This window comes from Polaromonas sp. P3_B1 (assembly GCF_056402935.1).
On sequence record NZ_JBFUGK010000014.1, the window covers coordinates 40,070 to 62,222 of the forward strand.

The 22,153-nt window shown below is 63.1% G+C and carries 18 protein-coding genes; 4 read left to right on the forward strand and 14 right to left on the reverse strand.

The annotated features are described in order from the left end of the window. Positions 1-25: 25 nt before the first annotated feature. The 14 genes from AC1DXS_RS10210 to tviB form a co-directional block, all read right to left on the reverse strand. The gene (locus tag AC1DXS_RS10210) at positions 26-1,462 is read right to left on the reverse strand and encodes a hypothetical protein (RefSeq protein WP_477737398.1); all 1,437 of its coding nucleotides are present in this window, start codon (positions 1,460-1,462) and stop codon (positions 26-28) included. Beyond that, the gene (locus tag AC1DXS_RS10215; RefSeq protein WP_477737399.1) at positions 1,459-2,988 is read right to left on the reverse strand and encodes a capsular polysaccharide export protein, LipB/KpsS family; all 1,530 of its coding nucleotides are present in this window, start codon (positions 2,986-2,988) and stop codon (positions 1,459-1,461) included. Before AC1DXS_RS10215 ends, AC1DXS_RS10210 begins: the two co-directional genes overlap by 4 nt. Further along, positions 2,985-4,535, reverse strand: a complete 1,551-nt coding sequence (locus tag AC1DXS_RS10220) for a hypothetical protein (RefSeq protein WP_477737400.1) — start codon at positions 4,533-4,535, stop codon at positions 2,985-2,987. Before AC1DXS_RS10220 ends, AC1DXS_RS10215 begins: the two co-directional genes overlap by 4 nt. Before the next feature lie 5 nt (positions 4,536-4,540). Next, the gene (locus tag AC1DXS_RS10225; RefSeq protein ID WP_477737401.1) at positions 4,541-5,266 is read right to left on the reverse strand and encodes a methyltransferase domain-containing protein; all 726 of its coding nucleotides are present in this window, start codon (positions 5,264-5,266) and stop codon (positions 4,541-4,543) included. A gap of 11 nt (positions 5,267-5,277) precedes the next feature. Continuing rightward, positions 5,278-6,177, reverse strand: a complete 900-nt coding sequence (locus tag AC1DXS_RS10230) for a phytanoyl-CoA dioxygenase family protein (protein WP_477737402.1) — start codon at positions 6,175-6,177, stop codon at positions 5,278-5,280. A gap of 434 nt (positions 6,178-6,611) precedes the next feature. Next, positions 6,612-7,424, reverse strand: coding sequence for an acyltransferase family protein (locus tag AC1DXS_RS10235; RefSeq protein WP_477737403.1), 813 nt, complete (start codon positions 7,422-7,424; stop codon positions 6,612-6,614). A 17-nt stretch (positions 7,425-7,441) separates the two neighbouring features. Continuing rightward, positions 7,442-8,731, reverse strand: coding sequence for a hypothetical protein (locus AC1DXS_RS10240; protein ID WP_477737404.1), 1,290 nt, complete (start codon positions 8,729-8,731; stop codon positions 7,442-7,444). Further along, positions 8,728-10,518 (reverse strand): hypothetical protein, encoded by a 1,791-nt coding sequence (locus tag AC1DXS_RS10245; RefSeq protein WP_477737405.1) that lies wholly within the window; start codon positions 10,516-10,518, stop codon positions 8,728-8,730. Before AC1DXS_RS10245 ends, AC1DXS_RS10240 begins: the two co-directional genes overlap by 4 nt. Beyond that, the gene (locus AC1DXS_RS10250) at positions 10,511-11,326 is read right to left on the reverse strand and encodes a hypothetical protein (RefSeq protein WP_477737406.1); all 816 of its coding nucleotides are present in this window, start codon (positions 11,324-11,326) and stop codon (positions 10,511-10,513) included. The genes AC1DXS_RS10245 and AC1DXS_RS10250 overlap by 8 nt, the downstream gene beginning before the upstream one ends. Before the next feature lie 80 nt (positions 11,327-11,406). Beyond that, positions 11,407-12,048 (reverse strand): acyltransferase, encoded by a 642-nt coding sequence (locus tag AC1DXS_RS10255; RefSeq protein ID WP_477737407.1) that lies wholly within the window; start codon positions 12,046-12,048, stop codon positions 11,407-11,409. After that, complete coding sequence (locus AC1DXS_RS10260; protein WP_477737408.1) at positions 12,042-13,271, reverse strand: ABC transporter ATP-binding protein; 1,230 nt, start codon at positions 13,269-13,271, stop codon at positions 12,042-12,044. The genes AC1DXS_RS10255 and AC1DXS_RS10260 overlap by 7 nt, the downstream gene beginning before the upstream one ends. Positions 13,272-13,278: 7 nt before the next feature. Beyond that, positions 13,279-14,109, reverse strand: coding sequence for an ABC transporter permease (locus AC1DXS_RS10265; RefSeq protein ID WP_477737409.1), 831 nt, complete (start codon positions 14,107-14,109; stop codon positions 13,279-13,281). A 29-nt stretch (positions 14,110-14,138) separates the two neighbouring features. Further along, positions 14,139-15,203 carry an NAD-dependent epimerase/dehydratase family protein gene (locus AC1DXS_RS10270; RefSeq protein ID WP_477737410.1) on the reverse strand — a complete coding sequence of 355 codons (1,065 nt, stop codon included), beginning with the start codon at positions 15,201-15,203 and terminating at the stop codon, positions 14,139-14,141. A 1-nt stretch (position 15,204) separates the two neighbouring features. Further along, the gene (gene tviB, locus AC1DXS_RS10275; RefSeq protein ID WP_477737411.1) at positions 15,205-16,497 is read right to left on the reverse strand and encodes a Vi polysaccharide biosynthesis UDP-N-acetylglucosamine C-6 dehydrogenase TviB; all 1,293 of its coding nucleotides are present in this window, start codon (positions 16,495-16,497) and stop codon (positions 15,205-15,207) included. A 528-nt stretch (positions 16,498-17,025) separates the two neighbouring features. On the opposite strand from tviB, the gene AC1DXS_RS10280 reads away from it, so the two are divergent. The 4 genes from AC1DXS_RS10280 (at position 17,026) to AC1DXS_RS10295 (ending at position 22,152) form a co-directional block, all read left to right on the forward strand. Then, on the forward strand, positions 17,026-18,282 hold the full coding sequence (locus AC1DXS_RS10280; RefSeq protein WP_477737412.1) for a hypothetical protein: 1,257 nt from the start codon (positions 17,026-17,028) through the stop codon (positions 18,280-18,282). A gap of 90 nt (positions 18,283-18,372) precedes the next feature. Beyond that, positions 18,373-19,749, forward strand: coding sequence for an MATE family efflux transporter (locus AC1DXS_RS10285; RefSeq protein ID WP_477737413.1), 1,377 nt, complete (start codon positions 18,373-18,375; stop codon positions 19,747-19,749). Then, entirely contained in the window at positions 19,746-20,300 is a 555-nt protein-coding gene (locus tag AC1DXS_RS10290) for a serine O-acetyltransferase (protein ID WP_477737414.1), read from the forward strand. The genes AC1DXS_RS10285 and AC1DXS_RS10290 overlap by 4 nt, the downstream gene beginning before the upstream one ends. Beyond that, positions 20,260-22,152, forward strand: coding sequence for an NAD-dependent epimerase/dehydratase family protein (locus AC1DXS_RS10295; RefSeq protein ID WP_477737415.1), 1,893 nt, complete (start codon positions 20,260-20,262; stop codon positions 22,150-22,152). Before AC1DXS_RS10290 ends, AC1DXS_RS10295 begins: the two co-directional genes overlap by 41 nt. Position 22,153 lies beyond the last annotated feature (1 nt).

Below are 22,153 nucleotides of genomic sequence, written 5' to 3' on the forward strand. Positions count from 1 at the left end.
GGCGAGGACGGCGCACTTTGCCATGTCAGCCGGTTTGTTGCTGGCTGGCGGCGCCCGGATGCGTCGGCCCCTCTTTGGCACTGCCTATCAGGCGGACCAGGCGCATGCAGACCTCCCCATCAAACAGGCTGCGCGCCGGCATCTGCGACATGGCCTGCGCCATGGATAGTCGCAGCTTGTCGTCCTTCAAGCAGGTCTCGCACAGGGAATACAGGGACTCGCGGGTCAGGGCCGATTCAACACCGGGCTCGCTTGCGAACAGGGTGTAGCCAAAGCCGTAATACTCAAGCGCGACGGAAGGAATGCCGAGCAGTTGTGCCCATGAGATGGTGCTGGAATACGCCACGAACAATTGTGCCGCCGGCAGGATCTCGCGCAGGGCTTCTGTGGCAATCGTCAGGCCGAAGCGGTCGGCCAAGGCCTGGTAAGCGGCCGGCTCCTGCCGAGGATGAAGAGACACCAGCACGTTTTTTCCATTCAGGCGAGCCATGGTCTCGAAAAGAAAGGCTGTCTCGCTTTGCTGGAGCTTGTCATCGGTCAGGCCGTGTTCGCTGAGCGGAGGCAGGGCAACCAGCACCAGTGCCTCAGCGGGCGAAAAGCCGTACTTCGCGTCGAGCTGCCCGCGTATGCGCTGGCGATCCTGACCCACGCGCCACAAGGTGTCATGGCTGCATTGTCCGATCACGGCGATTTTGTCCCCAGGAACGCCCAACTGCTGCATCGTCGTGGCTGCGGCTTCGTCAGTCGCGCTCACCTTGTCGGCTGTCCCGCCGCCATAAGACCAGGGCGCCGGAAAAAGAAGGCCGTAGCGGCGCAGTGCCAGATATTCACCGGGCCTGAAAAACAGTACTTGCCGTCCGCTTTCATCCGATCGAACGCCCTGGGGATAACTGCGCGCAATAGAAGCTTTGAGGCGTTTCCAAGGCTGCTCCGAAAGCTGGTACGAGATGCTTGACCGCCTGAAGGCATCGGTGGCCACGTCGGATTTTCCGAATGCGACCGACAGCGTCAGCATGCCCAGCCGGGCCGCCTCGGAAAGAATGCCCTGGTCCACCCGAATGTCGCGGTCGTCGGCGGTCAGTACCGCGGCTCCCTGGCTGCCCAGCTTCAGGATGCGACGGGCAAAGCTTCGGCCTCGGGCAATCGCCTCCGATGTATCCATGAAATCCGCGGCGAGCTGCAAGCCCAATTGCCTTGCCAGGCGCCCCAGCCTTCGCACTACGGCATAGGCGACGTAGGTCGCCCAAGGGAGCATGCCGGCCCGGCGCCAGGCTTGGCCATTTGTGCCAACCAATTCGGCGCCCGGCGGCAAAGGCTTGGGCAGCAAGTGCCACAGGCCGTTGGGCACAACCAGGACCGGCTTGTACCCGTGGACTGACAGTTGCTCCGCGAGCAGACAGAACTCCGCGACGATGGGCCGGCGGCTGCAAAGCAGATAGACGTGGCTGCCGGCGTCGCTCATGGATGGCGCGCATCCACGAAAGCAACCAGGCCGTCGCTCATCGCCTGTGCCGCATCGCCATGCGCGAGATGCTCCGCCTGTTCCAGTTCCGGCTCCAGCACGCCCTGCAGGCAGATGCGCGAAAACGCCAGGCAAAGCGCCGCGACGGCATCCCTTCGCGGCTTCCAGCCGTCCGAAATGCGAGAGAGAGCATTTGACAGCGAGGCGATCGAATCGACGGGCAGCGCGCCCGCGCCGTCCCGGTACCAAGCCGCGCCGAACAGCAGCACCGGAATCCCTTTGCACATGGCGTCCCAGCCGACGCTGCCGGTGACGGTTGCAACGGCTTTTGCCCCGGAAACCATCTCCGAAGTTTCCACGTCGCGCGGCACCAGCACCACATTCGGGTAGCCGGCGATGGCGTCGTAGAACTCTTCAGTGCGCTGCATTTCGCCCCAGCCGAAGGGCTGCAGCTGCCAGGGGTGCTCTTTCACGTAGAGTTTCCATCCCTGGGGCAGGGTTTTGGCCAGCATGTCGACGATCAGGGTCTGGTCGCCGAACACGCCGCCCAGGGGCACCGTGGCCCGTTCCGGCTGGTAGTGCAGCGCCAGGAAAACATAATCCTGTTCGGCTTCGAGCGGCCGGCACAGCGCGTCATACCGCCGCATCAGCTTGCGTTTGAGGAGCAGGCCCCGCAGGCGGGCCAGCAATGTTTCCGTCCAGCCGGCGCGTTCGTGCGGATAGGACGCGGAGCGGATGTAGGAGTTGCGCATGGGGCCGAAACCATACTTGCGCCAGAGATTCAATGCGCGCCGCAATTCGTAGAACACGGCTCGGCCCAGCGGGGGGGTGGCCGCGCGCCCCTGCAGGCCGTAGCGGGCGAGCTTCTTTTGATAGTTGGCCGGCACGTCGGCCTGGCCCTGGGTGGAGTTCACAAACCACTTTTGAAAGTCCCCCGGCAGCTCCGAGGCTTGCGCACTGGGGCGCTCCTTGAGGGCTGCACGCAATGCGTCGGAGCCCTGCGTGAAGCTTTCGATCGGGAACACCCATCCCGGCATGCCCAGGCGTTCGAACATCACCGTGGCGATGCCGAGGTGGCGGGCCAGCGCGAACAGCACGTAGTCAAAAACGATGTGGGGCGAAATCGAGAAAACAATCAGATCCGGCTTCAGCGCCTCCAGCGCGCCCAGCCAGTAGCGAAGCAGGCGGTAGTAATGCCGCCGGCGCTGGTCGTGGGTAAAACCCTTGCCCCCGGCGATGTCCATCCGGTCCATCATGTGCAGCGCGGTGATTTCCGCATCAGCGAGTGCCGCCAGCAAGCCGGGGTCCAGGGCGGGCAGGGGCCAGGGAGCGGTCTGGTCGGGCGTGCCAAGCGTGGCGTCGGGGCCGGCGATAAACACCGCATCCGGGGCCAGGCCCGAAACCGCCGGACCGTCGTCCGCGGGCGCCGTCCACAACACGGGTTGCCAGGCCGCCTTCTGGCTGCAATGGTCTGCGATGGAGCGCCAGACAGCGCCCGCGCACTCGATGTAAAAAACACGTTTCAAAGCGGGCCTCGCGAAACAATCTGCGCCAGCAGTTTTTCAAGCCGGGCGCCGGCCTGGCCGTCAAGCCGGCCCCAATCGGCGGAAACAGCCGCCATTTTCTGTGCCAGGCTTTCACGCCACGCGGCGTCCCCGCAGATCCTCTGGAGTTCCGCCGAAAAATCCTGCCCCGACTCCACATTGATACACCCCGGTACCTCCAGGAAATCGCGGTAGCGCGTCAAAAAGCAGTCGAACAGCAAGGTCGGCTTGCCGCAGGCAATGGCCCATGAAGTGATGGACGAGCCGTTGAGCGTCGTGAACGCGTCGCAGGCGGCGATCAGGTCTTCAACGCCGCCGCGCTGGCAGGCCAGCCCTTGGGCACGAGCGGCAAGATACTCTTCATCCAGCGTTTTGGGGTGCACGCTGACGATGACATTGACGCCATGCCGCAAGGCCGCCTGCCTGAGCGCCTGGGCCCAGAACGACGCAAGTTCCTCGTAGCTGGCAAAGGAGATCGGCCGGCCGGACAGCCAGGCAAACATGTTGACCGGCCAGCCGCAGATGAGCAGCGGCTTGTCGGGATCAAATCCGTGGACCCGGCCGAGCCGTTCGCGCAATTCACGGCTTGCAGCGAGCTTGCGCGCCAACAGGTCCTGAACAGGAGAGCCGATGACATGCAGCCGCGACCCCTGCAGCCCCAGCGCTTGCAGTGTGTCGGCGGCGACCTTTGAATCCGCGGTCACTGCCTCGCAGGGCTCGGACAAAGGTGTCCAGGGTTTACCGTGAACCAGCCCGCTGGTTTCCAGCGCCAGCGCCCTGTAGCCGGGGAACCGCAGCACCCTGCGGCCGTCCTGCCGCAGCACCCAATGGGGATACATCCTGGCCACCAGGCGGTTCAATGCGCCCGTCGCGGCATCATGGTCCGGCCGCGCCCTGGCGTAATCGGCGGTTTCCTGCAGCGAAAACATGGCAAAGGGCGCGATGAGACGCGGAATGCCCAGCTTGCCCGCGGCGATCAGCAAAAAAGAAAGGTCGCTTCCCACGCCATCCTGGCCTACCACCAGCAGCGAAGGCTTGCGCGATTGAAGAATGCGCAAAAGCGCCTGGTAGCGTTGGCGAAAGCGGCGGCCGTCGCGCGAAAAATTCGCGATTTCCCGGCCCACGTTCCTGGCCGCGCCCATCATGTCCGTCAGGAAGCTGGAGGCCGCGAACAGCGGGATCAATCCCACTGAAAGCATCTTGCGTCCCGCAGAACGGTTGGGCTCGCCTTCAGGCAACTGCGCGGGCGCGGCAGTGATGGCCGCGAACGTCGTGCCCGCGGGAGCGATAGGCGCGTCGGCCGGAGCGGCGGCCTCGTGCAAACGGCCGTCCGCGTCCAGCCACTGGAAACCGCGCGCGACCACTTCCGCGCTGTCGGCCGCAAGCCGGCGGTAGCTGCGCTTGGCGAAGAAGAACAGGGGCGGGGCGCCGAGGGAACTCCGTCCGGCCTCCGCGATCCGGAGCAACTCGGGAAACTCTCCGTACTCCAGTACCGCGAAAAGAGCTTGCGATGGAGGCTGTTGCGCCATGAATGTCAGTGGGCGCCGTGCTTGCGCAGCACGATGATTTCCCGCTGCCACAGCAGCGGGGCCGTCAGTCGCTCGGCTTTCAGCAGCATCTGGTCCGAGACCATATGGCCGCGGGGACCGGTCAGAAAACGGAACACCCTGAGGTAAATCTTTGCCCGCGTCAATGTGGCATCCAGGCGGACCCGGGTGACGACGGAGGCATCCAATTGCTTGAGCACCGCAGCGAGGTCATCGCCATCCAGAATCATTTTTTGCCCCTTGACCACTGTCAGAGTGGGTTTGCGGCCGTAGTCGAACACCATCAGCCCGCCAGGGCGTGTGACCCGCAGCATCTCCGGAAGGATTTTTGCCAGCCCGCCAATGCCCGAGAGGCTACGCAGGCACATCACGTTGTCATAAGAGGAGGTTTCCACCGGGAGGCCGGCCGTCAGGTCGCCGGTCTGCAAATTCGAGGCGGGGTACTTCTGCCGCACATGCTCCACAAATTCGGCGGAAAGGTCCATGCCGTCGTAGCGGGTGACTCCGGGCAGCCTGCCGATCAACCGGCCAATGCCGATGGTGCAGTCGAACAAAGTGCCCTTGAGCAAGGGCGCCAGCGTCTGCACCTCGATTTCGTCGCGCAGCACATCAATGCGGTTGCCGAGCTTGCGCTCATACCTCGCGACGGCGTCGGCGCCCTGGTGCAGTTGGGCGTACTTTTCGCGTGAGGCTGAAATATCGTGGTCGTTCATGAGGAGGCCGGTCAGGCTTTCGCGTAGGGCAATTGGTAGTGGTGTTTGTGCTGGCCCACCGGCTGGCCCGCCGCCATGGCGGCCCTCAGTCGGGCCGGCATGTCGATAACCTTGAGGCCCGCTGCATTGCAACGCGCAATGACTTCCGGCGAATACCGTGCTTCGGCCCACATGGCCAGCCGCTCGGAGCGGTTCAGCAGGTATTCGCAGTGGCGCTCAAGGTGCTGGTCGTCCAGCGCATAGGAAATCCAGAAGCCGGTCCTCTCCACAGGCGGGAACGGGGCCTGCATGAACTCAGGCAACTTATTTTGCAGGTAAGGCCCCAAGGGCAGGCCCGGGAAGCCCCGTATGCAGCGGCCCAGCCCGGCGTGCTGTATGCGCATGCTCCACACCCCCGCGTCGCCTATGCCGGTGTTCAGGTAGCGGTCATGCAAATGGGCCTTCCAGCCGCGAAGCACCCGGTTGTGGGAATCACGCCTGACGATCAGGCCGCCCGAACTCGATGAATGGTCCTGAAGGTAAAGACCGAATCGCACCAGGGAGTAACGGCTCTTCCAGTCGGGGGCGTCGAGGTCGGAGCGGTCCGTGTTGTCCCTGTGCCATCCCCCTACGTCCTTGCCCGGCGTATAGCCATGGCCCACGACGGCGTAGCCGCCGTCCCCGTAGTACGCCAGGTTGTCGCCGCCCAAAAGCTTTTTGGCCACCTGGATAAAGCGCTCGTCATGCACCCAGTGCTGCAGGTGGCGATCTGCGAGCGCGTCCACCACGGGCTCTCCACGCTCTTCGCGGCCCTTGAGGGACGCAAAGACGTCCTCCCRCATCGAAGCAAACTCTGCGGGAGAGAACATGTTCTTGAGAATCAGGTAGCCATCACGCCAGAACTTGTCGTTATCTACATTGAATTTCAACATCGCAGGCGGGCTTTCAGGTAAGGCGGGAGGGGGTTGGAGGCGGCAGTGTATTTTAAAGCTCGCGACGTCGGTCTGAGTGGACCGCTGAAGTCTCAGAAAAACCACTCAGTATCCCTCATTTACCTCGCCGGGCGACCCGGTGTGGAGGGCGGTTTAGCCCTATATAGGAGGCATTTCAGTCTTCATGCTGGCTTCGCCGAAAGCGTAAGCCGGTCCGATCGGCTGATCACTGGAGACGATGCCTGGCTTGTGCGGAGACTGGTATTCGGGTTCGGTCAGAACTACTGTGCTGAGTGAACGCGGCACGGCGTTCTTTTCATGCGGCGCGGCAGATGGTCGGTCCAGCATTCGCGAGACACCGTTCGGCGAATGGAAAACGGGGCACAGCTTCACACTTGTCCGACACGGCATTCAGTCATGGCGTGGAGATACACCTAGGCCGTAACTGGAGCTGCCGTCCGCCGCCGTAGCTTGGCCACTGTGGGTGACAGCAAGGCGTGGGCGGCGTAAGCAACGCCCACCGACAGGAGCATGTTGCAAAGCATCAATGGCCAGAAACCCAGCTTGAGACCGAATGCTTGAATGACGATGGGGTGGAAGATGAATAGAGGGTAGGCCAGTTCGCCGAGTTCTTTGTCAAGACGGCTTCCAGACACAAAGAACCGTGCCTCAGGCATCTTCATGTAAAGCAGCATGCCCGAGAAGAAATAAACAGACCAAGGCAAAAATGAGCGGTCCACCGCCCGCAGTCCTGTTGGATGAATAAGCAAGTAAACCCCGGCGCCCGCGATTACCACCATGAGGAACACCCGAAGATTTGGGCGAAGTGCCATCAGGAGCGGCACCAGGAGGTAATACTGCAGTTCGATATCAAGCGTCCAGGCGGGGCCGATGTAAAGAGTGTCGTTTGGCCACTGATTGAGCCCGAGTAGTATGAAATTTTGCAGTACGGGTTGGAAGCCGAAGTCATAGGCATCTCGCCAGGCGGGCAGCAACTGCAGTACCACCAATGCGACGCCGAGCGCCACCCAGTACATCGGAAAAATTCTGAGACCCCGATTGATGAGGTATGGAGTTGCCTGGCCGCTATAGTTTTTCTCGAGCGTAGCTGGCATCAGGTAGCCAGAAAGCATGAAGAATGCGCAGACGGCGACGATTCCGGAATCTGGGTACAGATCGAATTGATACCCTCGTGTGTGAGAGGCCACAACGCCAAGAGCCAGCAGGAATCGTATGGTGCCAAGCATGGGACGACTTTTACGCTTCACGCCGGGGTAAAACAAAACACTTTCGCGGCCCCTTTATGCCCCGCAGTGGATGCGTACAGCCTCTCGCCGTCGGTGCACAGCCGATAAACCCACCAGCCTCCATCGCCGGGCCCGGGGTTGCCCAGTTCGGGCGGCCCCACCGCTTGCCAGTGTTGCGCGCCGTCCAGCATCCAGATTTGCGCAGAGCGGCGTGTGCCGTGTCCCGTCGCCACCACCAGGCGCCCCTTGTAGACAATGGCGTCGTTCATGATGAGCGACCCGGCCATCAGGGCCGGTGTTGCGCCAACCGCGAGGGGGCCCCAGCGGTCTCCGTCGAAAACCCACACGCTGGAGGCGGCGTTGGGCGTGTTGTCGGGACGTGAGACGGTGGCCACCAGGCGCTCGCCGAACACGGCCAGGCTCAGCACAAAAGGCAGGCCTTCACGCGCCCAGCTGCCGCGAATGCCGGCGCCGCCGACTTTTTCCCAGGACGTCCCGTCATAACGCCAGACGGCGCTGGCGGGCCCCGTGAGCCTGCCGGTGCCGGTGCCGGCATACAGCATGCCCTTGAAGGAAACCAGGCAGTAAATGGTGCGCACGCCCGGGCCCCAGCCGCCTTCGGGGTCCGGCAGGTAAGTCCATTGATCATTCGCGCCGAGCAGCGCGACGCGCGGATGTCCCCATTGGCCCATGACGACTTGCCCGTTCCAGGCCGCAAAACCGTAGGGCCCGCATTTCTCGCCCAGGGCCAGGCCTTCGCTGATGTGGGCCCACTGTCCGCCGGCCAGACGCCAGACGCCGGTTTTCTCGGCGGCCAGCAGGGTATTGTCGTCCACGCTGAACAGGTGGTCGACAAAGGAGTCGCTTGCCTGCCAGGAGCCGGCCAGGTCGCCGCCGACCTGTGTGCAGGTTTCGTCGGAGAGGCGCCATACCTGGCCGCCGGGGCCGTCGGCCTTGGGGCCGGTCAGGCTCGCATGCAAAGCCCCGTTGTGCATGGCGAGGCCGCGCACCTTGTAGAAGGCATCGGCCGGCCAGCCGCGGCCGCCGCCGTTGCCGGCCAGCACGGTCCAGGTGCCGCTGTCAAAGGGCGACGAGCCGGAGGGCGATGGCAGTGCGGGCGTCTGGACTGCCATCTGCAGCTGGTAGCCAAGTTCCCGTTCGATACCCATGGCTTCCACGGCACGCGCGGCGGCGCGCAGTTGCCTGAATTCGAGGCGCAGGCGGGGCAACCAGCGGCGCAACAGGGCGGCAGCCAGCAGGATGCCGCAGACGGCGGCGAGGATGGGCAGGAGCCATAGCAGGGTCATGGGTGTACCGCCTCGGTTGGGGCTGTTGGGTTGATCAGGAAGGACGCAAGCTGCGCCACCCCGGGCGTCGCCGTACCAAAAGCATACGCCGCTGCTGGCCGTCCGCCGTCGCCGGTGGCACGCACGGTGTCGCGAATGCCCGCCAGCATGGCGGGTAGCGCGGCCGCGTCGCGCACGGCGTAAACGCTGTCGTTCAATGCGCCGGCGGGTGGGTTCTCCCGGGCCGGGAACTGCGTGTAGCGGTCCGCGCTTCCCCACAGCAGCACGTGCTTGCCCATTTGCAGCGCCTGTTCCACCGTGGTGGAGAAGTGGGCGACCAGCAGGTCGCTGTCCGCGAGCTGTTCCAGAAATTCCTGTTCAACCCCGCAGACCACCACATTGCGGCGGTGGCCCAGCCGGGACTGGACGACCTGGGAGTCGACTTCACGCTTGGGCCTGACGCGTATCGTCAGCTCAACGCCGTCGAGCCGTTCCACCGCGTCGGCCAGTGCCGACAAGCCGTCCATGTACTCGTCGGCGGTTTCCGCGATCCAGGGAAAGAAGTCCGACCAGTTCTGGTAGTTGCCCGCGTGCAGGATGCGCAAGGGATCGCCGGGCTTGCGGATTTTCTGGGTGGCGGGGTAGCTGAGCCGCACATCGCATTTGCGCGCCGCCCCGTGAAATTCCCGCTGGCCGGTGACCGGCGACCAGAGCGCCGCGACATCCACAAGCCGGTTGGCAGTCCTCTGCGTGAACAGGACATCGAGCACCGCCGCGGCGGTTGGCGAATCGGAGGGTGGATTGGAATTGTGGTTGAAGATGACCCGGGCCGAACCGGCGTTTGCGGCGGCCTCCATCAGGGACGCGGAGATCCATGAATTGGCTTCGTAGCTGGTGGCGCTGGGCGCTGCCAGCGTGCGCATCAGTTCGCCGCCCTGGGTGGTGATGGCCAGCATGACGGGAATCACCTGGGCAAAGTACGGCTGGTAGAGCTGCCACGCCGAGCGGATTTTTTCATCGCGCAGGGCTTGGCCCAGGCTCGCGAGCGTTGCCAGAACTCGCCGCACGCGCGGGTCCCCGGGGGGCAAGGGCGGGATCGCAAAAGTGCGCGCCGCACCGTGGTTTTGATGCTCCCGGAACAGATCGGCGTAGTCGCTCCAGCTCCCCTTGGTGGGCTGGAACACTGCCACTTTTGCGCCCACGTCCTTGAGCGCCTGGCGCAAGCCGTTTTTGAGCTTTGGAGAGGGAGCTGCCACCCATTTCCCGCCGGGGCCGGCCGCGATGCGTGCCGACAGCGAGTTCAAAAATGTGTAGAGCAAGGGCCAGGGGGGGCGGGCGCCCGAAATGAAGTGGGCCTGGCCGTAGCTCCAGATTCTGGGCAGCATGGCGTGGTGAAGTGCCGCCCAGTCCTCGGCCTCGACCCAGGCGCCGGACCGGTTGCGCACCCGCCAGGGCCCGGGGGGCAGTGTTTCATGCAGCCGGTAGACGAGGCTGGCGTGGCCCCAGACGGACTGCCTCGCCATGAGGGCTACCGACGGGGGCAGCCCGGCCAAGTCGGCGGCGCCGTCAAAATCGTCCAGCGCGGCGCCGGCAGCGGCGACACATTTTTCGTGCCCCTGGCGGGAAAAGGCTGCAATGGTGCCCTGCACCGCGATGCCGGCCTCCCGCGCCGCGAACAGCGCCGACGGAGACAGCGCCACTGCGATGGCGCCTGCCGTCAGAGGAGGCGCCAGCAGCACATCCTCGCGGTCAAAAAAAACGGCGGTGGCGGCCTTGTCCACGGCTTGCTGCAAGGCCGTGTCAGGCAAAGAGTTTCTTGACCTGGTTGAGGATGCCGCCTTTTTTCAGGAACAGCTCGGTGGGCAGGGACAGCGGCTTGTCGGTGATCTGCTTGCCGGCGATGGCCGGTGTCCAGAACAGGACGTCGCGGCCGGTGTTGGAGTACTCGCGCTCTTCGACCCCATGGAAGGAATGGTCGCACTTCATGAAGAAGAGCATGGAGTTGGGAAGGTACTCGGCGGTGTACGCGACCTCGAAGTCGGCGTACTCAAAGCGCTCCGAGTCCCAGTCGGTGAAGGACGGGTTGCGGGCCCGGTAGAAACTGGTGCCGAAGGGTTTTTGGGCTTCATCCTTGGGCAGGTAAAACGCGCCCACGATGGTCTTGCTGCCCGAGTCGGTGTGCGGCGAGATCGCGAAGTTGGAGTAGTCGCGCACCAGAAGGCTTCGGGGCTCTATGCGCACCGTGGAAGGCCCGGTCGCCGCTTTCTTCAGTTGCTCTTTCCGGTAGGAGGCGTTGACGTCCAGGAAGGGCTGGAACTTGGCGGTGATCCTGTCGAGGAATTCCTGGGAATGAATCCAGGCTTCGAATTCCTGCCAGATCGCGCGGCCGGTTTCGGGAAATTTATCCAGGGTTTTCCGGGAAAGGTCCAGGCCCAGGCGCGATTCATAGGGCGCGGGAAAACGGTCGTAGCTTTCGTTGGGGGGCAAAGCCGCGATCAGTTTTTCGTAGTACTGCGCGGGTAGCACGTCACGCATGTAGAAGTAAGGAAAGGGGTCGGTGACGATCGCCACTTTCTCAAGATTGGCGTAGAGATGGTCTTTGATGTCTTGGTTCATGACGGCACTCACTGGGTCAAGGGGTAGGGAAGTGGGCAGAGAAGCGGGTAGAGAAGATTCGGGGCCGGCGGCAAGCTGCCCTATTCCTGGCCGGCCTCGGGTTGCGATTCAAAACGGTTGCTGACGACGCGGGCCGGCGAGCCGACGGCCACTGAGCCGGGCGGCAGGGACTTGTGCACCACGGTGGCCGCGCCCAATACACATCCTTTTCCGATGGTGACGCCGTCCAGGATGCGGCAACCCGCGCCCATCCAGACGTCATCCTCGATCTTGATCCCGCTCTTCGTCAAGCCCTGTTCGCGGATGGTGACCGTCGTGTCCTCAAACCGATGGTTGGCGGGAATGATGACGGTGTGCCCGGCGATGCGGACGTCGTTGCCGATCTCGCAGCCGCCATGGCCGTGCACCAGCGAGTAAGCCTGCACCGTGCAGTTTTGCCCGATGGTGACAAAGCCGCCTTTTTTGCCGGTGTGGACCATGGCGCCGGGCCCGATGTAGGAGCTGTCGCCGATGCGGATTTTTCCGGTCTTGTGGCAATGGATGAGCGCATGGGCGTCGATGATGACGTTGCGGCCCAGTTCCACGTTTTCAGGAAAGCCCGTGAAGATGGCGGTGGGGTGGATGCGCACGCTGTCGTCGCAGCGGGGCACGCGCATAGGCCAGAACAGCCACTGCATGCGGCGCAGCCAGAACCCGAGGCGGGAGTTGCGGGGTATCAGCAATTGGAGCTCCAGTCCTGGTCCACGTGAAATGAGCCGATCTGGTAGGTTTTGTGGGCGAAATAGTCGCCCGCCATGACGGTAAAGCCCAGTGCCCGGTTGACCTTGTCCTCGAGGTAGCCGTTGCTCCAGAGCGAGACGTCGGCGGTGTATTCACCCGACATCAAAGCGAGCTTGGGAATGGTGCAGCGGGCTTCGCCGGTGCTGCCGTCAAACGTCAATTCCTGGCCCGGGGATTCATTGGTCAGCAGGGCCACGATGCGGTCCATGTTGTCGCGAATCGAAAAGCGCGCCACGAGTTTTTCCTGTACCTGTACCGGCTCTTTGGCGGTGATGGAAAAAACGATGGTGGCAGGGCGGCCCGTCGAGGGCGGACGGCCGGCGTCGTCGCCGATCGTGAGGTCGGTGATGCGCAAGTTGCCCTTGCCGCTGCGGTCGTTCCTGCTGCCGATACCCGACACGGTGGCCTGCGCGGTGGAGGCCAGGTAGGAAGAAACCACTTCCGATGCGGGCCCGTCCAGCTTCATCTGGCCCGACTCCAGCCAGATGGCCCGCGTGCACAGCGACTGGATAGCTTCCATCTGGTGGCTGACGAACAGCACAGTGCGGCCTTCGGAGGCGACGGTGTTCATGCGGCCCAGGCATTTGCGCTGGAATTCGGCGTCGCCCACGGCGAGCACTTCGTCAATGACGAGGATTTCCGGGTCCAGGTGCGCCGCGACCGCGAAGCCGAGCCTCACGCGCATGCCGCTGGAATACCGTTTGACCGGGGTGTCCAGAAACTCCTCGACACCTGAAAACGCGACGATTTCGTCGAACTTGCGGCCGACCTCGCGGTGCGTCATGCCCAGCAGCACGCCGTTCATGTAGATGTTTTCACGGCCTGTGAGCTCGGGGTGAAAGCCGGTGCCCACCTCCAGCAAGGAACCGATGCGGCCGCGCACCCTGATCTCGCCCTCGTCGGGTGTGGTGATGCGGCTCAGGAGCTTGAGCAGCGTGCTTTTGCCGGCGCCGTTACGGCCCACAATCCCCAGCACTTCGCCTTCCTTGAGCTCGAAGGAGACATTGCGCAAGGCCCAGAAGCCTTTGTCGTCTTCCGGCGCATTTGCCTGGCCCTTGCGCGAGAAAAAACTCGCGACACTGTCGCGCAGGGTCTGGTAGGGCGCCATGCCGCCCAGCTTGTATTGTTTGCCAACACCATCAAGTCGCAATATCGAAGCAGTCATCTGAATCTCAAAGCCGATCAACAAAGTCTTTTTCGAAGCGGGCGAAGTACACCAGTCCGCCAATGGTCAGGATCACAATCGAGAGCGACGACACGATCAGGCTGGGCATGTCCGGGGGCTTGATGCCCAGCAGCGACCACCTGAAGCCGTCGATCACGCTCACCATCGGGTTGAGCATGAACAGCCATTTCCAGTTTTCCGGAATCATGGAGGTCGGGTAGATCACCGGCGTCACGAACATCCAGATCTGCGTGAGAAAAGGCATCGCTTGCTGCACGTCGCGGTACTTCGCGTTGATGGCGCTCAGCCACAGTGCGACCGCCATGGCCGAGGCCAGCGCCAGCAGGATGAAAACCGGCGCCAGCACGACTTCCCAGCGCGGGTAGACCCCATACCAGAACATCAGCGCGATCAGGATCCCGAATGAGATGGCGAAGTCGACGAGGCCGGAGAGAATGGACGACAGGGGGGCGATCAGCCGCGGGAAATAGATTTTCCCCATCATGCCGCCCATGGTGACCATGCTGGTGCTGCCTTGCGTCAGGGCCTTTGAAAACAGCTGCCAGGGCAGCAGGGCCGTCATGACGAAGACCGGGTAGGGCAGGTTGTCGGAAGGCAACCCTCCCAGCTTGCCGAAAATCACGGTGAACACCACCATGGTCAGCAGGGGTTGCAGGATGGCCCAGAGCACGCCTATCGCGGTCTGCTTGTAGCGGATCTTGATGTCGCGCGTGACGAGTATCCAGATGAGTTCGCGAAACCCCCAGAGCTCCCCGATATCGGGGAAGCCCCAGCCTTTGCGGCTGGTGATGAGAACGGTCGTGTGGTCTTTATGCATGTGCAGGGTGTGGCGGGCGATGTGGCGGATTACCGGGAACCCGTGGAAGCGGCCGGCTGTTTTGGCAGATTACGCACATACCACGCGGTGGCTTTTTGCAGGCCGGCTTCGATCCGGTAAGCCGGGGCATATCCCAGCAGCCGTGAGGCCTTGCTGATGTCCGCCAGCGAATGCCTGACGTCGCCCGAGCGAAAGTCCCGGTAAACCGGCGCGGCGTCGCGTATCGCGGGGAATTCCGCAGACAGGTAGGCCACGAGGTAGCGGTACAGCTGGTTGAGCGTGGTCTGGTCGCCCACCGCGACGTTGTAGACCTGGTCGCTGGCCTCGGGGTTGTCGGTCGTGGCTGCCAGCAGGTTTGCCTGAACCGCGTTTTCGATGAAGCAGAAATCCCGGCTGGTTTCCCCGTCGCCGTTGATCAGCACCGGCTCTCCGGCCATCAGGGATCCGGTCCATTTCGGGATGACGGCTGCGTAAGCGCCGTTGGGGTTTTGCCGCTGCCCGAACACGTTGAAGTAGCGCAGGCCTATGGTCTTGAAACCGTAGGTTTTGGCAAAGACCTCGGCGTAAAGCTCGTTGACGAACTTCGTCACGGCATAGGGCGACAGCGGTTTTCCGATATTGGCTTCCACCTTGGGCAGCGCCGGGTGGTCGCCGTAGGTCGAGCTGCTGGCGGCATAGACAAAGCGCTTGACCTTGGCATCCCGGCTGGCGACCAGCATGTTGAGAAAGCCACCGATATTGGTCGCATTGGTGGCGATCGGGTTGTCGATGCTGCGCGGGACGCTGCCGAGCGCAGCCTGGTGCAGCACATAGTCCACTCCGGCGCACGCCGCCTGGCAATCCGAAAGGTTGCAGATGTCGCCCTTGATGAACTTGAACCCGGCCCACTGCGCCGGCGTGACACTGGCTTGCACGGCGTCCAGGTTGTGCTGGTAGCCCGTCGCGAAGTTGTCCAGCCCGACAACGCGCTGGTCCAGCTTGAGAAGATGCTCAAGCAAATTGCTGCCGATGAAGCCGGCTGCGCCCGTTACCAGCCAGGTGGACGGGTGAGCGGCAAGATGGGCCAGGAGTTGTTCGTATTTGCTGCTTGGCATATTAGAGCCGCAGGTCCGACGCCTCTGCGGGAAGCAGGTATTTCAGGTCATACAGGACATGGGTCTGGACACCCAGTTTCCGTATCTCGGCTTCGCCCATTGCCTTGAACTGGTGATGGGCAACGGCAAGGATGATGGCGTCATAGGCGCCTGCTTCAGGTTGCGCCACGGGTGAGATACCGTATTCCCGCCGCGCTTCTTCCGGGTCGGCCCAGGGGTCGAAGACGTCAACCACGCAGTTGTAGTCCTTCAGCTCCGCCACCATGTCGATGACCCGGGTATTGCGCAGGTCGGGGCAGTTTTCCTTGAAGGTCAAGCCCATGACCAGCACTTTCGCGCCGTCCACGTGGATGCGGCGTTTGGTCATGGCCTTGACGAGCTGGGCCACCACGTAGGCTCCCATGCCGTCGTTGAGCCGCCTGCCCGCGAGGATGATTTCGGGGTGGTAGCCGATGGATTGCGCCTTGTGGGTGAGGTAATACGGGTCCACGCCGATGCAATGCCCGCCGACGAGGCCGGGTCTGAACGGCAGGAAGTTCCATTTGCTGCCGGCCGCCTGCAAAACGGCTTCGGTATCGATGCCCATGCGGTTGAAAATGATGGCCAGCTCATTGATCAGCGCGATGTTGAGGTCGCGCTGCGTGTTTTCGATGACCTTTGCGGCCTCGGCGACCTTGATGCTGGCCGCCCGGTGCGTGCCGGCCGTGATGATTTCGTTGTACAGGCTATCCACCAGGTCGGCGGTTTCCGGGGTGGAGCCGGACGTCACTTTTTTGATGTTGGTCAGCCGGTGCTGCTTGTCGCCGGGGTTGATGCGCTCTGGCGAATAGCCGGCGAAAAAGTCGCGGTTGAAAACCAGGCCGGAAAATTTTTCAAGCACCGGGACGCAGTCTTCTTCCGTGGCGCCCGGATAGACGGTGGATTCGTAAATGACGATATCGCCGGCTTTCAGCACTTTTCCAATCAGCTCGCTGGCGCGCACCAGCGGCGTGAGGTCCGGCCGCTTGTGCTCGTCAATGGGGGTGGGCACCGTGACGATGAAGCAGTTTGCGGCGGCAAGGTCGGCCGCGTTCGCGCTGAAAGTGAGGTGGCGGGCGGCGCGGAGTTCATCCGGCTCGGTCTCCAGCGTGTGGTCATGGCCCGATTTCAGTTCTTCGATCCGGGCTTTGTTGATGTCAAAGCCGATGACGGCCCTCTTTTTCCCGAACTCCACCGCCAGCGGAAGGCCCACATAGCCAAGGCCAATGATCGCGATCCTGATGTCGGGTAATTTGTTCGGCTGAGTCGGCGACATATCAAATAACTTGTTTCGGGTTTTCGAAGGGCTGCTGCCGCCCCCCGCGCTTCGCGTTGTGAATGGTTCTATCCCGGCTTCGCCCACCCCGGTCGTTCGGGATCTGCTTGCCGGGCAGCCAGTTTAGCTTTTGCCTTGACTTTGCTGAAAATGGGCCGAAAGGCCCGTCGGCTTCCTGAATCTGGCGACCCACGCGGTACTGGTACTGATTGCAGGGGCTTTCAGGGTGGGCGGCGTCCTCGGGAAGGGCGGCCGCCAAGTTTAAGCTGCATTTCGCCATGATCCCGCCTGCCGGCGCCAAAAGCGGGCAACCCGCCCAGGTTTTGCCGGGGAAAGCGGCTTTGGGCCGTGTCAATGCCCCGCGCCGCGCCCTGGCCGGAAATTTTCAGGGCGCCGGATACGGCACAATTTGAAGGCGGAGCCGAATACTCGCGACAATGCTCAATCCGGGCTTGACCGTGGCAGCCGACATGCGGCGCCGCGCGCGGCGAAGCAAACTGGCCGCGCCACAGCCCCCCTTAGAACGCCATGCAATCCAGAACCCGCAACATAACGCTTTGGCTGATCGGAGTCGCACTCCTTTTTCCGCTGTTTATCCAGCTGTCCGGCGGCATTTACAAGAGCCTTCGGTATGTCACGGATTCCGGCGGCGTGCTCAGCACGCTGCCTTTGCCGATTTCCATTGCTGCCTGCGTGCTGGGCATACTCGCGCTTGCCCGCAACCGCCGACAGGCCGTGCCGGCGGCGCTTTTCATCACGGTACTCGCTGCAGCCATGCTGGTGTCGATGCTTTTCGCGGGTGAAAGCCTTGACATTGAAAAGCGCAAGGCCCTGCTTGCGGCGCAGTTCCTGCTTCCCACCATGGGCCTGGTACTGGGGCAGCTGGTGCAGGATGGAGAGGATGTGATTCCAAGGGCCTTCATGTGGGTTCTCCTCCTGCTGGTCCCCGTGCAGCTGGCCGTCGGGTGGTGGCAGGACACCCTGACGCTGACGCACTACCTTTATGTTTTCAGCATTTACCAGCACTTCCAGTTTGTGCCCGTCATCTTCGTTGCCGCCTATTGCGTGGCAATGGCGCATCTGTGGGACCGCCATAAAGTCCTGCTTCGCTGCCTGACCGTTTTTATGGGTATTTATGCGATCGCCAGCGCGTCGTTTCTCACGGTCGGCCTTTACGGCGGCTTTGTGGTGCTGTTTTTCTCACGAAAAATGCTCGGGCTCAGGAAGGCTCGCCTCGTCAGTTTTGCCGCATTCGCCGGTGGCATCGTTGTGGCGGTGATGGCTGTGGGCGTGTATTACAGCCTGGCCAAAACCAATACGAGCGTCGCCGATAACAACGGGCTTTACGTCGGGAAATTCGAAATGCTGGCAGAGGGCAAGATGCCCGTGAATATCCGTGACCGCCTTGGCGATTGGGCGTTGTTCCTCAATGGGATCACCGAAAACGCCCGCACCATGGCCTTCGGGCACGTCGAGCCTTTGCCGCGCGCGGTCAAGACGAGCGCTCACAATTGGTATCTCGATTTCACCTACAACTTCGGCCTGGTTTCGCTCCTGCCTATGCTGGCCCTGGTTGTTTTTACCGCGCAGCTCGTCTGGCGGCGCCGCGCGACCCTCCCGGGCCAGACCTGGTGGCTGGTGGCGTTGGTGGCTTTTCTGGTGCTGGTCGACAGCAATTTCAAGGTCACGCTGAGGCAACCTTACCCGGGAATTTTTGCCTACTTCCTGTGGGGTTTGCTGCTGGCGCRCCTGCGCCCCGCGCCGGTTGGCAGGCTGGACGCCTAGCAACGCCACGGCATGCGCGCACTTCCGGCAAGCCTTCGCGGCGGGGTCCTGGCAAGCACGGCCGGTGTGTTCGGCTCGGCTTTTCTGTGGTTGCTCAGCTTCAAGGCGGTTGCCTTCTGGATGGGGCCGGAGGGCGTCGGACTTTTTTCCCAACTGCGGCAAATGGCGCAGGCGGCCACGGTGGGCGCCACATTCGGCGGCACGAATTCTGTGGTCCAGGGGCTCGCCGAGCGCCAGGACGAAGCCGAGCGCCGGCGGTTCCGTGCGACGGCCGCGCGCCTGATCGGCATCTCGGGCCTGCTTGTGGTGCTGGTCATCGCTGTTGCGGCGCCCTGGCTGGCCTCATTTTTTCTGGCCTCAAGCGCGGCGGATATCGTGGCCACCGTGCGCTGGATCGCGCTGGCGGTGCTGCTCAACGTGGCGGGAACCTACGCCCTCGCAGTGTTGAACGGCTACCGGTCCTACCCCTTTCTGGCGGTGGCGCAAGTCGCCGGGCCGGCCGCGCTGGTCATGCTGCTGGGCGCCGCCGGCTGGTGGCATCTGCCGCCGGATCCGTTGCTCCTGTCCGCCGCGTTTGTGCTGTGCTTCGGCGTCACCTGCCTTGTGGGCGCCTTTGGCGTGTCGCGTTTGCCGGGGCTTGCGGGGGGATTGCGGCTGGGCACCTTGCCCCGCGCGCAAAGCAGGGCCTTTGCCCGGTTTGCCGTGTCCAACCTTGTGGCCGCGCTGTCGACCACGGTGGCGCTGCTGCTGATCCGCTCCTGGGTGATTGAGTCCAAGGGGCTGGCTTTCTCCGGGTTGTTCGACGCGGGCTGGACTCTCACCTTCAACTACACAACCCTGTTCCTGACGGCTTGCAGCGCCATTTACCTTCCACGGCTCACCGCCGCGGTGCGGCCGGAGGACCGCAGGGCCTGCATGCTCAAAACGGCCTACCTTGTGCTGGGGGTCGGTATCCTCGCCTGCCACGCGATGGTCTTGCTGAAGGAGCCGCTGATCAGCCTGCTTTACAGTCCGCAGTTCCATGCGTCGGGCGAGGTGCTCACGGTGCTGGTGATCGCCGTATTGTTCCGCGGCGTTTCGTGGGTTTACGGAACCCTGATCCTTGCGACGCGAAAGTCGCGTGTGCTGGTTGTTTCCGACGTGGCCCTGAACCTGCTGCTGCTCGCCTCCACGCGCTACGCGCTTGACAGTTTCGGATCGCTGCAGGCTTTGAGCTGGGCTTTCGTGTTGCCGAATTTTCTTTATCTGGTATTCGTGGTGGAATATGCGTGTTTTTATAACCCGCTCATGCGACGGCGCGACATCTGGCCGCTGCTGCTGGGCGGGGCGTTGCCCCTGTTCTATTTCGCCCTGGCCCATTCCGCTTCGCAATGGGCCTTCGCCGGGTTCGCGGGCGGGCTGGCTGCGGCGGTCGGGTTGTGCGCGGGCGCCGCGGCACTTCTCGCCTACAAGAAGGTCACTCCGTGAAAAAATTGCAATTGGACATCGCGCGTTATTACGGCATGCGGGGCCATGTGGGCGCCGTGTCCACTTCAATGCTGCTGCGGGGCTGCCTGAATCCGCGCATGGCGCCGGTGGTACTGCTTCGCCTGGCGGAGTTCTTCCACACGCGCCGCCTCGGCGTGTTCGCCAAACTTTTCTCGATGCTGAACGTCCTTGTCTTCGGGATTGAGGTGTCCCCGCAGGTGCAGATTGGCGGGGGCTTGTTCCTGCCTCACACGGTGGGCACTGTCATCGGCGCGGAGCGCATAGGCGAGAACTGCACCATCCTGCAGGGTGTGACCCTGGGAACGAGCGAGCCCGACATGGGCTTCACCGTGTCAGAGCGACCCGTGATCGGCAACGAGGTGCTGATAGGCGCAGGGGCCAAGGTCATCGGGCGTGTCATGGTCGGCGACCATGCCCGGATAGGCGCCAACGCCGTGGTGTTGCGCGACGTGCCGGCGCATGCGCTCGCCGTGGGAGTTCCCGCGACCATTGTGGATCGCCAGCCGCGAGACCAGGGCGGGAACAGCTGACATGAACCCGATCGTTATCAGTGCCTCGCTGGTTCTCTTCAAGCCGGATCTCGCGACGGTAGAGCGCACGCTGCGCGCGCTGCAGGAGGCCGGCCGGCTTGCCAGGCAGCACTGCCCGTTGCAACTGGGCCTGACCCTGGTCGACAACTCCGACGACGCCCAGGTGCACGGCCAGGTCTCGGCCTGGCTGGAGGGTTTTCGGGCGGCGGCCCCGGACTGGACGCTGGAATTGGTGCGCTCGCCGGGCAATATCGGGTACGGCCGAGGCAACAACCTGGTCATAGGCAACGCCAGGTCCGACTACCACATCGTCGTCAACCCCGACCTTTTCGTGGATGCGAATGCGCTGCTGGAGGCCGTACGGTTTATGGAAGGGCATGGCGAGGTCGGGCTGCTGACCCCCGCTGTTTTCGGTGAAGACGGCCAACGCCACTACCTCTGCAAGCGCCATCCGACCCTGCTCATCATGTTTTTGCGCAGCTTTTCACCCCGCTGGCTGCAACGCAAGCTGGAGTTCGTCAACCACGAGTTCGAGATGCGCGATTGCGATTATGAAAAACCGATTCACCCGGTGGAATACCCAACCGGCTGCTTCATGTTTTTTCGCACGGCGCCGTTGCAGAAGATCGGCGGTTTTGATCCGGATTTTTTCCTCCATTACGAGGATGCGGACATCGGCCGGCGCCTGCTGCAGGTCGCCCGTGTTGTCTATGTGCCCACTGTCAGCGTTATCCATCAGTGGGCCCGGGACACCCATCGTTCGCTGGCGGCCAAGCTCGGTACGGCCAGGTCCGGCTGGCTCTATTGGCGCAAGTGGGGTGGCATTTTCAGCAGCAGGCCTTCGGCCGAGCCCAAAGCCCCTGCCGCCGCTGCCATGCCGCAACCCGCCGCGGCGGGGCATCGGGTGCTCGTGACGGGGGCCAATGGGTTCATCGGCCAGGCGCTGTGCGTGGCCTTGTCGTCGCAGGGGTGCAGCGTGCGCGGAGTGGTCCGGAAAAAGAGCGCGAACGGGCAAGCCGGGGTGTCGGATTACCGGGCCATGGGCGAAGTGGGGGAGCACACCGACTGGGCGCCCGCGCTTTCCGGTATGGACAGCGTCGTCCATCTCGCTGCCCGCGTACATCAGATGCGCGACACGGCTGCGGACCCGCTCGCTGAATTTCGCCGGGTGAATTCGGCGCTCACCCTCAAGCTCGCGCGCCAGGCGGCCGAGGCGGGTGTGCGGCGCTTTGTTTTCGTGAGCTCGGTCAAGGTCAACGGAGAGGCAACCGTGGTCGGCCAGCCTTTCACCGCGGACGATGTGCCCAAGCCGATCGATGCATACGGCATCTCCAAGTTTGAAGCGGAGCAGGCCTTGATCCAGCTGGGCGCGGAAACCGGGATGGAGATTGTGATCGTGCGTCCTGTGCTGGTGTACGGCCCGGGTGTCAAGGCCAACTTTCATGAAATGATGCGCTGGGTGTTCAAGGGGGTGCCTTTGCCCCTGGGTGCGCTGGATAACCAGCGAAGTTTTGTCGCCATCGACAATGTGGTCGACCTGATTTCCGTTTGCCTGCGCCATCCGAAAGCGGCCAACCAGGTCTTCCTCGTGAGCGATGGGGAAGACCTGACCGTATCGGACCTGCTGCGGCGGACCGGGGCGGCGCTCGGCAGGCCCGCAAGGCTGTTGCCTGTGCCTATGGTTCTGCTGCGGATTGGCGGACGCCTGTTGGGCAAGGAGGCAGTCGTGCAGCGGCTTTGCGATACGCTGCAAGTCGACATCGGAAAAACACGGCGCCTGCTGGGCTGGAACCCGCCGCTTTCCGTGGACGAGGCGCTCCGGAAAACCGCCCGGCAACTGAGGGATGAATAAG